Raw genomic sequence first — 13,145 nt, 5'->3', positions numbered from 1 at the left:
CTGACAGGCTTGTACTTGTGAGTACCGACCCTGAAGTTCGTTGGCTGACCATTCCCGACCTCGTCGATATCCTCGGAATCGGCGTTAGCAAGGTTCGTCGCCTTATAGAGGATCGAAGCCTTGCAGCGCGGCGCATTGATGGCGTCTGGCGTGTCCCCGAGTTGTTTATCCGCGACGGCGAACCGCTCTCGGAGCTGCGCGGCACGCTCATCGTGCTTGCCGATGCCGGGTTCGACAACGACGCCGCCATCGAATGGCTATTGGAGCCAGAAGAAAGCCTGGGGTTCGCTCCTATTGAAGCGCTGCGCGCAGGCCGCAAAGCTGAAGTGCGCCGTATCGCGCAGGCCCTCGCTTAGCCTCCCGCGGCCAGAGCTGCTGCCCTGTCGCTTCTAGACGGTGCGGCGAGTGACGAGGTGCACGAGGTCTACGAGCTGGGCCCGAGCGTCTGCATCGAATGATGCGTCTTCGAGGGCAGCAAGTGCCTTACGGGCGTTATGCGCGATGAGATTCTCGACGTCGGCCACAGCCCCGCATTCCCGAAGCGACGCCTGAAGGGTGTGCACTTGGCCATCGGTAAGGTCAGGGTCGCCGAGGAGCTCGTCGAGCAATCGCGTCGCCGAAGGAGTGAGGCGCCTCCTAGCAAGCCCGACGAGTACGGTGCGCTTGCCCTCCCGGAGGTCATCTCCCGAGGGCTTGCCCGTTTGTTCGGGATCTCCGAAAACGCCCAAGAGGTCATCGCGGAGCTGAAACGCAACTCCCAGCGGGAGGCCGAAGCCGCGCAAGGCGCTGATCTGGGTGAGCGATGCCCCGCCGATTGTCGCCCCGATGATGAGAGGCGCCTCGATGCTGTACTTGGCCGACTTGTAAACGATGACCCGGTGCGCACGCTCGAGCTGCTCGGTGTCGTTGCGGGAGCGCCACGAGTGCTCCTCTAGTAAATCGAGGTATTGGCCGCCGGTTACCTCCGTGCGCATACGGTTGAACTCTCGCCGAGCGGCGATCGCGGAATCGCGGCTGCGAACGAGCCCGAGCCCGGCGTCGAGGACCTCGTCGCTCCAGCCGAGCAGAAGGTCACCCAGCAGAATCGCGCTCGACCGGCCAAAAGATTCTGCGTTGCCCGTCCATCCGGTCTCGGTGTGCAGTGATTGAAAGCGTCGGTGCGAAGCCGGCTTGCCGCGGCGGGTGTCTGAATTGTCGATCAGGTCGTCGTGCACGAGGGCTGCGGCATGAAAGAGCTCAAGAGCAGCGGATGCTGCCACAACGCCCTCGACCTCGGGCTCGTCGTCGTTGCCGGAGGCGACCGCTCGGTAACCCCAGTAGCAAAACTGGGCACGAAAACGCTTTCCGCCTGAGAGGAGGGAGGCCGAGTAATCGACGAAGGGTGCGAGGTCGGGGGAGATCTCCGTCAGGTGGTTCCTCTGCTCTGCGAGGAACTTGTCGATGGACGACTGTACCCTGGCAACTATCCGCTTACTCTCAGTCACGGGGATAGCCTAGTCAGCGGGTGCAGCATACAATTGACTTTGGCAGTTCATCAGATCGGCCGGGAGGAGTAATCATGCCGCTTTCAGAACGTGAGCAGCGTCTCCTGGATGAGATGGAGCGAAGCCTCTATCAGAATGACGCGGACTTTGTTTCGGCCGTCACTCCTCGTCGGGGTCGCACCAACTATCGCCTACTCGTTGTGGGCATCCTTGTGGCACTCGTTGGTATCGCTGCCATCGTTGCCGGAGTCGTCTTGAAACAGCCCGTTGTGGGCATTGTCGGATTCATCGTGGTGTTTGGTGGTGCGCTCCTTGCCATCTCACCAGCCCGGTCAAGCGCCGGCGTCGATGACGAAGTCGCGCGGGCACGTCGCTCCAAGCAGCATGCCGGGTTCATGGATCGCATGAACGACCGCTGGGACCGCCGTCAGGATCGTCACTAACTAGCGACAGCCTGACCCGGGCATCCGGTCAGGCCGGAATCGTCTAACGCAAAGCCCTCGTCGTAGGACGGGGGCTTTTTTGCGCCCTTTTCTGCCGCATCCGTAGGAATTCTCCTCCACCTCCCTCCACCCCGCGCATCCCAATGAATTCGCGCCTTTTGGGGCGACATCGGCCTCAATATGGGCATGAATCATTGTTTTGTGGGGGAATGTGGAGTAAAGTGGAGGCATCCTGAAGCTGGGCCGGAGTCGGAAGGGGGGTGCGTGGTGTTTCTTGGTACCTACGCGCCCAAGCTCGACGACAAAGGTCGAGTGATCCTGCCGGCCAAGTTCCGCGCCGAACTAGAGAACGGCGTAGTGCTCGCTCGCGGCCAAGAGCGATGCCTCTACGTGTTCAGCACGAGGGAGTTCGAAGAGCTCGCCGACAAGATGCGGCAGGCGCCCGTCACGGGCAAGCAGGCCCGCGACTACATGCGCCTTTTTCTCTCGGGCGCGACCTCAGAGGTGCCAGACAGTCAGAACCGAGTCACGATTCCTGCGGCCCTCCGGGCTTATGCGGGGCTCGGCAAAGAACTGACGGTCATTGGCGTGGGAAACCGAGCAGAGATTTGGGACACCCAGGCATGGGAGACCTACTACGCGGAGCAGGAGAGTGCTTTCGCCGACACTACCGAGGAGGTGATTCCCGGACTCTTCTAGCGCCTGGCGTCTGACTCCCAGCCGAGCGCCCTGCCTCACTTCCCCGGAGGCAGGTCGAATCGGATGGGGATCAGAAACCAGGAGCCAACCGGGCACACACTATGGAAGAAAAGCAGATTCACACCCCAGTAATGCTCGAGAGAACGATCGAGCTGCTCGCCCCCGCCATTGAGCGGCCAGGTGCTGTTCTTGTCGATGCGACTCTCGGGATGGGAGGGCACTCAGAGGCGTTCCTCGAGCGTTTTCCCCAGCTCACGCTCGTCGGTCTCGACCGCGACACGGATGCACTCGCTATCGCGGGGGAGAGGCTCTCTCGCTTCGGCGACCGTGTCCACCTCGTGCATACGGTTTACGACACCATCCTCGAGTCAGTTCAGGATCTCGGGTTTTCAGAGGTTCAGGGCATTCTTTTCGATCTCGGCGTCTCCTCGCTGCAGCTTGACCGGGTCGAGCGCGGCTTCTCGTATTCCAAGGATGCGCCGCTTGACATGCGCATGGATGCCACGTCCGAGCTCACGGCCGAGCAGGTACTTGCCGAATACTCCGAGGCCGATCTCCGCCGCATCTTTAAGGAATATGGCGAGGAGCGACTCGCTCCCCGCTATGCGAAGAAGATCGTCGAGCGTCGTCAAGTGGCGCCGCTCACCACCTCTGCCGAGCTGGTGCAGATCATCACGGATGCGACTCCCGTCGCTATCCAGCGCAAAGGCCACCCCGCCAAGCGCGTCTTTCAGGCACTTCGTATCGAGGTCAACCAGGAGCTGGCAGTCCTCGAGCGGGCGATTCCGGCCGCTGCTGAGTTGCTCGCGGTGGGGGGCCGCATGGTGGTGCTCTCCTACCAATCGCTCGAAGACCGCCTCGTCAAGCGTTTTCTCGCATCCGCGACAACGTCGAGTGCGCCGGCAGGGCTTCCCGTGGAGCTGCCGGAGCATCACCCCGATTTTCGTCTTCTTGTCCGCGGAGCAGAACTCGCCTCCGATGACGAGAAAGCGGCCAACCCTCGATCCATTCCCGTTCGCCTTCGTGCGGCCGAGCGCACCAGGAGGTTCGCATGAGCGACAACCTCGCCCGGGTCTTGCCCGCACCGCTCCCACGGGAGCCGCGGCGCGCACCCCACATCGAGATCGCCCCCAGTCGTCAACAGCGCCGGGCCCGACCCAAGCTCGCCTATGCGATTGTCATCGTTGCCGGCCTCTTTGCCGTCTTGGTCTCTCAACTTCTGCTGAGCATCGCCCTCGCCGACGGTGCCTACGAGATCGCTGCGCTGCAGGCGGAGCAAAAGGAGCTCAACCGCGACGAGCAGATCGCGACCGAGGCGCTCGATGTTCTTAATTCCCCGCAGAACTTGGCCGCGCGTGCTGAGTCACTCGGCATGGTCTCCAACGACAGCGCCGTCTACCTTGACCTTGCCTCCGGCGCGGTCAAGGGTGTTCCCCAGGCCGCACGGGGAGACGCGGGAAGCGTGATCGGTGCCAACGGCGGACTGCTCATTCCGAACTCGCTGCTGCAGACGGTTCCCGACATGGGCGCGGCTGCTGGAATCGCCGCCGCCGAAGCTGAGAGTGCCGAAGATGCAGGCGCGTCGGGACTGGTCGGCGCCGATGCGTCGGTACCGTCGTACCCGAACGGACTTCCGGCACCTATCACTAGGTAGCGGTTCGATTCACGAAACTGGGGACGGGCGTGAACAGTAGGCGAATGAGCGGCAGGCGACTCTCGGTCGCCATTGTGGTGACGCTAGCCATCGTCGCCGTTTTCGCTATCCGGTTGGTCGACCTTCAGGTTGTGCGCGCGGCGGAGCTTAACGCCGCTTCGCTCAACAAGCGTGCGGTTTCTACGGTGACCTACGGCGCCAGGGGGCAGATCATTGACGCCAATGGCGTTGTGCTCGCCGACACAGTCACGCGATACGACATCACCGCATCCCCTCGTTTCGTCAAAGACTCATTCGCGCGAGAAGTGACGAATGCTGACGGTAGTAAGTCGACTGTTACCGTGACGACGGCGCAGGCGCTTGCAGAGATTGCAGAGATCAGCGGTGCCGACCCGCAGGCGATGATGGTCAAACTGACGGAGAATCCCGAGTCTGACTACGCTGTGCTCGCTCGCGGCCTGGACGCCGATCAGTATCGAGAGGTACGAGCTCTTAAGATTCCTTGGGCTTACGCCGAGGTGCGATACACCCGCACCTATCCCAACGGTGCAGTCGCTGGCAACCTTGTGGGCCTGCTCGGAACGGAAGACCCTCTGAACGGCCTTGAGTACACCGAAGACTCCTGTCTCGACGGCATCGACGGGCAGTCCACCTATGAACGTGGTCTCGATGGAGTCCGGCTTCCCGGCAGCACTGTGACCAAGCAGGAGGCGGTAGCGGGCGGCACGCTCAAGCTCACGATCGACAGCGACCTGCAGTGGTATGTGCAACAGCAGATCGCAGAGCAGGCGGTTGCAGTTGGCGCCGATTCTGCGTCGGCGATTGTCGTGCGTGTGAAGGACGCCCACATCATGGCCCTGGCTGATTGGCCGTCTGCCGACCCCAATGACATCGGGGCCACTGAAGAGCCGTACCGCGGCTCGCTAGCTTTCTCTGGTGCCTACGAACAGGGTTCAACGTTCAAGCCCATCAGCGCCGCGATGCTCCTTGAAGAGGGCGCGGCGACACCGGGCACCAAGGTGACGGTGCCTTCGCTGATGCAGACGCCTGAGGGTGGTCAGGTGCGAGATGCGACGGCGCACGCCACGCTTAACCTCACCCTGGCCGGGGTTATCCAGAACTCCTCGAACGTCGGCATTTCTATGCTCGCGACCAAGCTGTCGAACTCGACTCGATACGACTACCTCACCAAGTTCGGCATGGGCACTCCGACCGCCGTGGGTTTTCAGGGCGAATCGGGCGGCATCCTCTCGAAGAGCTGGGACAGTCAACAGAAATATGACGTCGCCTATGGGCAGGGAATCGCTTCGACTCTGGCGCAGATGGGCGGCGCATACCAGGCTCTGGGCAACAACGGTGTCCGGCTGCCCCTCACCCTTGTTGAGGGCTGCCAAAAGCCTGACGGCACTGTAGAGGCGCCCGCTGGCGCCGCGCCAGTTCAGGTGGTCTCGGAATCGACGGCCGACCAGGTCGTGGCAATGATGGAGACAGTGGTGACGGGTGGCGATCTCTCGTCGCTGCTCACGATTCCCGGTTACCGTGTCGCCGCCAAGTCGGGAACGGCCCAGTTGGCTGTCAATGGCGTCTACTCCAGCGAGCGTGTTGTCTCGGTCGCTGGCATGGCACCGGCGGAGAACCCCGAGTACGTCGTGATCGCGAGTTTCGTCAAGCCGGATACTATTAAGACATCCGCGGCTGCGGCTCCCACCTTTCAAAAGATCATGACCCAGGTGCTCAAGACTTTTCGCGTCGAGCCATCCACGCAGCCAGCGCCCCATCTGCCCACCACCTGGTGAGAAAGAGGTCCCATTGTCTGATCGGATTCCCCCGGTCCTCCGGCCGGAGCATCCGTCGGCGAGATCCCTCAGCGGTCTTGTCGCAGAGTTCGGGCTCGAATCGGTAGGTTCGCTCGACGGCGTCGAGCTCACGGGCATCACGCTTCGGTCTCCCGAGGTCGAGCCCGGTGACCTTTTCGTGGGGATGCCTGGTGCAACGACCCACGGAGCGCAGTACGCCGAGGCCGCGAAGGAATCTGGAGCGGTAGCTCTTCTCACAGACCCGGCCGGAGCCGAAATCGCCCGCGACGCCGGACTCCCCATCGTTATCGTCGACTCGCCCCGTGCTGCACTGGGGGAGCTCTCGTCCTGGCTCTACCAGACCAACGTTCACCCGCCTCTGACTCTCGGCGTGACCGGCACGAACGGCAAGACGTCGACTTCTTACATCCTTGAGGCGATTCTTCGACAGCTGGGGCTCGTCACCGGGCTCAGCACGACTGCAGAACGCCACATTGGCGATCTCACGGTCGTGAGTAGGCTCACGACACCCGAGGCGAGCGAGATCCACGCGCTGTTGGCTCGCATGCGCGAAAGCGAAGTGCGTGCGGTCGTTCTTGAGGTGAGCGCTCAGGCTCTGAGCAAGAACCGAATCGATGGCATCAGCTTCGACGTCGTCGGCTTCACCAATCTCAGCCATGACCATCTCGATGACTACTCCACCATGGAGGAGTACTTCGAAGCGAAGCGTGCTTTCTTCGAGCCGGATCGTGCCCGCCGCGGCGTCGTCTCCCTCGATTCGCCCTGGGGTGCCCGGCTGGTTGAAGAGTCCCGCATTCCCGTCACCACGGTAGGGGCGCCCGGCGACGACGCCGAGTGGATTATGGATGTCCTCGAAGAAACCGCCGCCTACACATCGTTCACGCTGACAGGGCCAGAGGGCCGCTCGATGCAGACCAGGGTTCCGCTGATCGGTCGCCATATGGCAGCCAACGCTGCCCTTGCTATCGTCATGCTCGTTGAGGCGGGCTTTGAGCTTGAGGCGATCGAGCATGCGGTTCACGGCGAGATCACTGCCTATTTGCCCGGGCGCACTGAGCGAGTGTCTGGCGATCGAGGGCCAGCCGTATTTGTCGACTTCGGGCACAGCCCCGACGCGTTCCTCAAATCGCTCGAGGCCGTTCGCCGGTTCACTACCGGCCGGGTAATCATGGTTTTCGGGGCAGACGGCGACCGGGATGCCACCAAGCGTCATGAGATGGGCCGCGTCGCTTCTGAGCATTCGGACATTCTCGTGATCACCGACCACCACCCGCGCTTCGAGGATCCTGTGTCGATTAGGGCAACCCTGATCGAAGGTGCCGAGCTTGCCGAGCATCAGGCGGAACTGCACGAAGTTAGCCCACCAGAACAGGCCATCCGTCATGCGATTTCGCTGGCGCGTGAGGGCGATTCGATTCTCTGGGCTGGGCCTGGGCATCAGGATTACCGCGATATTCGCGGGGTTCGTACTCCGTATTCTGCGCGAGACGAGGCGCGGGCAGCACTGCGCGAGGCGGGCTGGGCGTAGTGTCAATTTTCGCTCCGGCCAACATCACCGTGATCGGGGTCGTTGGCAGGTCTTCTACGTCGCGCATGCTCGCTGCCGTTGCGACGGCTGTTCCCGACGCTGTCTGGCCGGACACCGCCATCATTCTGTCCCAGGGTTCTACCCGGGGTCGGAATGGCACGGATTCCCTTGCCTGGGGCGAGGCGCTCGCGCGCGTCGGTAACGACGGGGTTGTCGTTGTCCCGGCTACGGAAACCCGCATGCGGGATGCCGCCATGATGACCGGCGCTACCGTTCTCTCGTTCGGATCCGATCCTCGAGCAGACGTGAAGATTGTCGATGTGGTTGCGGCATCGACCGGGACCACGTTTGAGCTTGAGCTGGGGGGCGCCCGATACCGAGTCGCCCTGCGGATGCTGGGGGAGCACCTCGCGGAGGACGCCATGGCGGTGCTTACCGCCGCCTCGGCCGCCGGCATCGAGGTCGACGTAGCGATCGCTGCTCTTGAGAAGCTTGAGAGTGTCGGCCCGTCGACGATGCACCCCATCACTCGCGCCGACGGCGTCATGCTCATCGACGACACCGTCTCGATGCATCCGTCGTCAGTGACGTCTGCCCTTAAGACGTTGGCGATGATCGGCACAGAAGGCCGCCGAACCGTCGCTGTGCTCGGGCAACTCGATCTCGACAACGCCGCAGGCATGACGGTCGCCGAGGAATCCGAGTATCGACGAGAAGCTCACGACCGCATCGGCCGCATCGTCGTGCGCCTCAACATCAAGCGACTCATCGTGATCGGTGACGAGGCGCGTCACATCCACAACGCTGCTGGCCTTGAAGGTTCCTGGAATGGCGAATCCGTGCTCGTGGGCTCCGTTGAGGAGGCATACGATCTACTGCGTGACAGTCTGGCGACGGGAGACGCGGTTCTGGTCAAGTACGCGAGTCGACCAGACGCAGCGAGCACGCTCGTGTCTCGTCTCGAACAGTCTGCGCAGGTAACAACCCCATGATCACCCTTCTCGTCGCGGCGGCGGTTTCTCTCGTCTTCTCGCTTCTACTGACGCCGCTGTTCGCACGTACCTTCAGGCGCATGAACCTCGGGCAGTTCATTAGGGCTGATACCCCAACAACTCATGTTGTGAAGCGCGGCACTCCCTCGATGGGCGGCGTGGTCTTTATCATCGCCGCAGTAACGGGTTACTTTGTGGGTCACCTTGTCGGGCGCGAACCGCCATCGGTGCCGGCTCTTCTGGTGATTCTGATGATGGTGGGTCTCGGCCTTATCGGCTTCATTGATGACTTCATGAAGGTGCACCGCCAGAACAGTCTTGGCCTCTCAGGGCCGCTCAAGATTGTGGGCACAATCATCGTGTCCGTCATCTTCTCCGTGCTCGCTCTCAACTATCACGACAGCAACGGAGTGAGCGCAGCATCCACCGCCGTCTCGGTTGTCCGTGACCTGCCCTTCCTTGATTTTGTCGCGATCTTTGGCACCGGTGTCGGCGTTGTCCTGGCGATTGCCTGGATGGCGCTCATCACCACGAGCGTCTCGAACGCGGTGAATCTTGCTGATGGCCTCGACGGTCTGGCCGCCGGTGCATCCATCTTCGCCCTGGGCTCGTACATCATCATCGGTTTCTGGCAGAACCAGCAGTCGTGCTTTGCTGGTGGCCTCGACCCCGACGTTGCGAGCCAGTGCTACGAGGTAGCGAGCCCCCTTGACCTTGCCGTTATCGCGGCTGCCGTCGTTGGCGCCGTCATCGGCTTCTTGTGGTGGAACACATCACCGGCCCAGATCATGATGGGCGACACCGGTTCTTTCGGCCTCGGCGGCGCTCTCGCAGCGCTGGCGATCCTGTCGCGCACGGAGTTGCTTCTGGTCCTCCTCGGCGGTCTCTTCGTCGTGATCACCGGTCAGGTCATTATTCAGCGCATGTACTTCAAGGCAACCAAGGGCAAGCGCATCTGGAAGGCAAGTCCGCTGCACCATCACTTTGAGATGGTCGGATGGCCCGAGGTCACGATCGTTGTGAGGTTCTGGCTGATCGCCGGTCTTTTTGTCGCCGGTGGGGTTTTCCTCTTCTACATCGAGTGGCTCGCGCTCTTGCCATGAGTGAGTTTCGAGCAGAATCGCTGACGAGCTGGCACGCCGAATGGCGAGGGCTCAGGGTCGCCGTCTTGGGCCTCGGTGCCAGCGGGTTCTCGAGCGCCGACACGCTGCTGGAGCTTGGCGCCGTGGTGACCGTATTCTCCGAGATTCACACGGATGAACGAGAGCAACTGCTCGGCGTGATCGGCGGCGATCTGGTGGTGACGACGCCCGGTATCGAGCACGCGCCCGAGTATCGGGAACGGTTGGCGTCTCTCGACCCCGAGCTTGTCGTCGTGTCTCCGGGGTTTGCCGCAGACAACCCGCTTGTCGTGTGGGCTCGCGAGCGTGGCGTTCCCGTCTGGGGAGACATCGAACTCGCGTGGCGCGTTCGAGACAAAGTCGCCCCGGCCGAATGGATCGTCGTGGCAGGTGGAGCCGAAGCCACCGCCGCAGCGCGCGTCGCCGAAACTATCCTGCTCGCCGGCGGGGTCAAGACCATCTGGTGTGGGCTGGGCGGGATATCGGTTCTCGATGCAATTCGCGCACCGGAGGGCTGGGATGTCGTCGTCGTCGCGGCGTCGGATGCCCAGCTTCACTACACGACGTCGATCTCCGCACTGGCAGCCGCATGCATCGAATCGCGGCCGAGCGATCCTGCAGGCTGGATGAGCGACGACCTGTCGCGCACTGCTCTCGCCCGCGTTTTTGACGAGGCTCGCAGCGCGTGCATCTATAACAAGGGCGACCTCGAGACCCAGACCATGGTTGAGCAAGCCGAAGTCGTTGAAGGCTGTCGTGCTATCGGAGTCGGCCTGGGGATTCCCGGCCCCAGCGACTTCGGAGTAGTCGAGGGAATCCTCTGCGATCGTGCTTTTCTTGAGGAACGACGCTCTTCTGCGATCGAACTAGCGGAGGTCGGCGACCTTGAACCCGCAGGGCTGATGTCGCGCGAGGGCGTTTTGCTCGTATTGACCGCCAGCGCAATGGCTCGAGCCTATGGAGTTGCCGCGTCTGCCGTCGGGGTGGCGCTTGCCGCCCTCGGCGCATCTCAAGAGGAGTGATTGCTGCGTGAGCGATGATCGTTACTGCGACACGCGCTCCCGCTGGAGCCTCCAGCCCCCTCTCCGGCTGAGACTAGTCAGATGAGCACACGTGAGGGGGTCGGCATGAGCGCGTCAGAGGCCGAATCCCGCTCCCGGCCGCCAGCAGCGGTCGTTGCGGTTCGCAAGCTTTTTGGCACCGAAACGGCTAATTTCTACCTATTGCTGGGAACGACGCTCTTTCTGGTGGCACTAGGCCTCGTCATGGTGTTGTCGTCGTCGTCCGTGACATCGTTCACCGAATCAGGGCAGTTTTTCGGCGGATTCGAGCGCCAGGCTCTCTTCGTCGCTATGGGCATTCCTTTGATGCTGTTGGCGTCGCGGATCCCGGCTACATTCTGGAAGAAATGGGCGGGCGTCGCCCTCGTCGGTGTTGTAGTGATTCAGTTCTTGACTGTCGCGACGCCGCTCGGGTATGCGTCGGGCGGCAACCAGAACTGGATCCGATTCGGCAACTTCAGCTTTCAGCCCTCCGAGTTGATCAAGCTCGCTCTCATGCTGTGGATGGCGCTCATCCTCTCGCGCAAACAACTCGTCATCCGTCAGTGGAGAGAAGTACTCCTGCCGGTAGCTCCGGTAGCGGCGGTGGCCGTCGGCCTCGTCATGATGGGCGGAGACCTCGGTACGGTAATCATTCTCACCGCCATGGTCTTGGGCACCCTGTTTTTTGCCGGGGCAAAGCTTCTCCATCTCGCCGCCGCAGTAATCGTCTTAGCGTCAGGTGCACTCCTTCTGGCGCTGGGTAGCAATAACCGTCAGAGTCGCATCGACGTATGGCAGAGCGGCTGCACCTCGCCGGACGACTATGCAAGCGGATGCTGGCAGACGCTTCATGGGTGGTGGGCGCTTGCCTCCGGCGGGGTTTTCGGCGTCGGCCTTGGCAACTCCAAGGCCAAGTGGAACTGGTTGCCCGAAGCCGATAACGACTTCATCTTCGCGATTATTGGCGAGGAACTCGGGCTGCTCGGCGCCATCATTGTGCTGGCCCTGTTCATCGTTATGGCGATCTCATTCGTCCGCATCATCCGGGCTAACGACGACCCGTACGCCAAGATCGCCGTGAGCACCGTTCTCGTGTGGATTGTGGGACAAGCGCTCGTGAATATTGCGGTCGTTCTCGGCCTTTTGCCGGTGCTGGGTGTTCCCCTTCCGCTGATTTCGGCCGGAGGAACCGCGCTTATCGCGAGCATGCTCGCGATTGGGGTCGTGCTGTCGTTTGCACGGCAGCCGGTCGCGAGCGCAGACCAGAGGAGAGTACGACCCTAGTGACCACCTATCTTTTGTGCGGCGGGGGCACGGCGGGTCATGTGAACCCGCTTCTTGCGATCGCGGATCGGCTGCGCAGCACCGAACCGGATTCGACAATCATTGTGCTCGGCACGGCAGAAGGGCTCGAGGCCCGCCTCGTTCCCGAGCGGGGCTACGAACTTGTGACGGTGCCCAAGCTGCCGTTTCCGCGTCGACCAAATCGAGCTGCCCTTTCGTTCCCCGGCAAGCTGTCCGACCTGGTCAGATCGATCGGCGACGTCATTGCGTCCCGTGGGGTCGACGTCGTTGTGGGCGTCGGGGGATATGTCTCCGCTCCGGCCTATGTTGCCGCGCGCCGCGCCGGCGTGCCCATCGCCCTGCACGAGGCGAATGCACGACCGGGCATGGCGAACCGACTGGGCGCGATGTTGACCAAACAGGTCGGAGTTGCTTTTGAGGGCACCCCACTTCGCCACAGCAGGGTTGTCGGCATGCCGCTTCGCGATGAGATCGAGAAGCTTGATCGGCGCTCGGCCCGGGCGCAGGCTGTCGACTTTTTTGGGCTCGATCCGAACCGGCACACGCTTCTCGTCACGGGAGGTTCCCTCGGGGCCCGCGTGATCAACGAGACGGTCGCGGAGTCGGCGGCGATCATCCTGGGCACGGGCTGGCAGATCCTCCACATCACGGGAGAGAGAGACGTCGCTGCGGTAACAGAGCCGCTGCCGCACCATCATGTGGTGGCGTATTGCGACCGCATGGATCTCGCCCTCGCCGTGGCCGACCTTGCTGTCTCTCGTGCAGGTGCCGCCACGGTGAGTGAGCTGACGGGGCTCGGCATCCCGGCCGTCTATGTTCCTCTTGCGATCGGCAACGGCGAGCAGCGCTTGAACGCGCGTCATGCTGTTTCGCGTGGTGCCGCGATTCTCGTCGACAATTCTGATTTCACCCGTGACTGGGTGCGGGAGACTTTGGTGCCGTTGATGATGGATCAGGCGGCGCTCGTCGAGATGGCGGGCCGCGCCGCATCCATCGGGGTGCTCGATGGCACCGACCGCATGATTGAGCTAGTCCACGAGGCAGTCAGGATAAATTAGG

General features: G+C 62.3%; 13 protein-coding genes. 12 read left to right on the top strand and 1 reads right to left on the bottom strand.

Annotation, left to right across the window (positions count from 1 at the left end):
- Window positions 1-17: 17 nt before the first annotated feature.
- Complete coding sequence (locus tag AC062T_RS07760; RefSeq protein ID WP_476028855.1) at window positions 18-356, top strand: Rv2175c family DNA-binding protein; 339 nt, start codon at window positions 18-20, stop codon at window positions 354-356.
- A 33-nt stretch (window positions 357-389) separates the two neighbouring features.
- On the opposite strand, the gene AC062T_RS07755 is transcribed toward AC062T_RS07760, so the two are convergent.
- The gene (locus AC062T_RS07755) at window positions 390-1,484 is read right to left on the bottom strand and encodes a polyprenyl synthetase family protein (RefSeq protein WP_476028853.1); all 1,095 of its coding nucleotides are present in this window, start codon (window positions 1,482-1,484) and stop codon (window positions 390-392) included.
- Between the two features lie 74 nt (window positions 1,485-1,558).
- Between AC062T_RS07755 and AC062T_RS07750 the strand changes: the two genes are divergently transcribed.
- The 11 genes from AC062T_RS07750 to AC062T_RS07700 all read left to right on the top strand — a co-directional run bounded on the left by AC062T_RS07750 (window position 1,559) and on the right by AC062T_RS07700 (window position 13,144).
- On the top strand, window positions 1,559-1,927 hold the full coding sequence (locus AC062T_RS07750; protein WP_108516221.1) for a DUF3040 domain-containing protein: 369 nt from the start codon (window positions 1,559-1,561) through the stop codon (window positions 1,925-1,927).
- 267 nt (window positions 1,928-2,194) lie between these two features.
- A complete protein-coding gene (gene mraZ / locus AC062T_RS07745; protein WP_108518864.1) occupies window positions 2,195-2,626 on the top strand; it encodes a division/cell wall cluster transcriptional repressor MraZ in 432 nt (143 codons plus the stop codon).
- Window positions 2,627-2,727: 101 nt separating this feature from the next.
- Window positions 2,728-3,681, top strand: coding sequence for a 16S rRNA (cytosine(1402)-N(4))-methyltransferase RsmH (rsmH, locus tag AC062T_RS07740; protein WP_476028851.1), 954 nt, complete (start codon window positions 2,728-2,730; stop codon window positions 3,679-3,681).
- Window positions 3,678-4,280, top strand: coding sequence for a cell division protein FtsL (gene ftsL / locus AC062T_RS07735; RefSeq protein ID WP_476028848.1), 603 nt, complete (start codon window positions 3,678-3,680; stop codon window positions 4,278-4,280). Before rsmH ends, ftsL begins: the two co-directional genes overlap by 4 nt.
- Before the next feature lie 44 nt (window positions 4,281-4,324).
- The gene (locus tag AC062T_RS07730; protein ID WP_476028846.1) at window positions 4,325-6,076 is read left to right on the top strand and encodes a peptidoglycan D,D-transpeptidase FtsI family protein; all 1,752 of its coding nucleotides are present in this window, start codon (window positions 4,325-4,327) and stop codon (window positions 6,074-6,076) included.
- Between the two features lie 13 nt (window positions 6,077-6,089).
- Window positions 6,090-7,625, top strand: a complete 1,536-nt coding sequence (locus AC062T_RS07725) for a Mur ligase family protein (RefSeq protein ID WP_476028844.1) — start codon at window positions 6,090-6,092, stop codon at window positions 7,623-7,625.
- On the top strand, window positions 7,625-8,617 hold the full coding sequence (locus AC062T_RS07720) for a glutamate ligase domain-containing protein (RefSeq protein WP_476028843.1): 993 nt from the start codon (window positions 7,625-7,627) through the stop codon (window positions 8,615-8,617). Before AC062T_RS07725 ends, AC062T_RS07720 begins: the two co-directional genes overlap by 1 nt.
- Window positions 8,614-9,720, top strand: a complete 1,107-nt coding sequence (gene mraY / locus AC062T_RS07715) for a phospho-N-acetylmuramoyl-pentapeptide-transferase (protein ID WP_476028841.1) — start codon at window positions 8,614-8,616, stop codon at window positions 9,718-9,720. Before AC062T_RS07720 ends, mraY begins: the two co-directional genes overlap by 4 nt.
- Window positions 9,717-10,760 carry a Mur ligase family protein gene (locus AC062T_RS07710; RefSeq protein ID WP_476028839.1) on the top strand — a complete coding sequence of 348 codons (1,044 nt, stop codon included), beginning with the start codon at window positions 9,717-9,719 and terminating at the stop codon, window positions 10,758-10,760. Before mraY ends, AC062T_RS07710 begins: the two co-directional genes overlap by 4 nt.
- Before the next feature lie 81 nt (window positions 10,761-10,841).
- Entirely contained in the window at window positions 10,842-12,065 is a 1,224-nt protein-coding gene (gene ftsW / locus AC062T_RS07705) for a putative lipid II flippase FtsW (protein WP_476028837.1), read from the top strand.
- Window positions 12,065-13,144 (top strand): UDP-N-acetylglucosamine--N-acetylmuramyl-(pentapeptide) pyrophosphoryl-undecaprenol N-acetylglucosamine transferase, encoded by a 1,080-nt coding sequence (locus AC062T_RS07700; RefSeq protein WP_476028835.1) that lies wholly within the window; start codon window positions 12,065-12,067, stop codon window positions 13,142-13,144. Before ftsW ends, AC062T_RS07700 begins: the two co-directional genes overlap by 1 nt.
- The last annotated feature ends 1 nt before the right edge of the window (window position 13,145 follow it).

Source organism: Homoserinimonas sp. (genome assembly GCF_056262345.1).
Note: the sequence above shows the minus strand (reverse complement) of the source record. Positions and strands in the feature narration are given on the sequence as shown.

Coding starts and splice junctions, on each gene's coding strand:
- AC062T_RS07750 (WP_108516221.1), top strand. CDS start 1,559: ATGCCGCTTTCAGAACGTGAGCAGCGTCTCCTGGATGAGATGGAGCGA.
- rsmH (WP_476028851.1), top strand. CDS start 2,728: ATGGAAGAAAAGCAGATTCACACCCCAGTAATGCTCGAGAGAACGATC.
- ftsL (WP_476028848.1), top strand. CDS start 3,678: ATGAGCGACAACCTCGCCCGGGTCTTGCCCGCACCGCTCCCACGGGAG.
- AC062T_RS07730 (WP_476028846.1), top strand. CDS start 4,325: ATGAGCGGCAGGCGACTCTCGGTCGCCATTGTGGTGACGCTAGCCATC.
- mraY (WP_476028841.1), top strand. CDS start 8,614: ATGATCACCCTTCTCGTCGCGGCGGCGGTTTCTCTCGTCTTCTCGCTT.
- AC062T_RS07710 (WP_476028839.1), top strand. CDS start 9,717: ATGAGTGAGTTTCGAGCAGAATCGCTGACGAGCTGGCACGCCGAATGG.
- ftsW (WP_476028837.1), top strand. CDS start 10,842: ATGAGCACACGTGAGGGGGTCGGCATGAGCGCGTCAGAGGCCGAATCC.